The organism is Halomonas sp. SIMBA_159, assembly GCF_046536035.1.
Lineage (GTDB): Bacteria > Pseudomonadota > Gammaproteobacteria > Pseudomonadales > Halomonadaceae > Vreelandella > Vreelandella venusta_A.
Genome location: NZ_JAWJBT010001188.1, coordinates 1 through 249, shown reverse-complemented (window position 1 = coordinate 249; position 249 = coordinate 1). Strand labels below are relative to the sequence as shown.

Genomic DNA, 249 nt, shown 5'->3' with positions numbered 1-249 from the left:
CCCAATGCCGCCATCCGCGGGGCTTGCGTCTCAGGGGCCGCCACGAAAGCATGCTCGATGCGCAAGAGCCGCTCCCGGTCCTTAGGGCTCCGCCGCACGGCCTCGTACGCATCCAACGCGGCGTCCACCGACCAGTTTCCCATCGCGTGCACCGCCGCGTCGATGCCGAGCTCGTCGGCCGTGGTGACGATGTCGCTGATCTCCTTCGCGCCGTACCACGCGGAACCCCGGTGCACATGGGTATCTCCA

The 249-nt window shown here is 68.3% G+C and carries 1 protein-coding gene; it reads right to left on the bottom strand.

Features of this window, described 5'->3' with window-relative positions; translation table 11 throughout:
* Window positions 1–249 (bottom strand): amidohydrolase family protein (locus R0J87_RS23015; protein WP_498889262.1); only part of this gene is annotated, 249 nt, incomplete at both ends.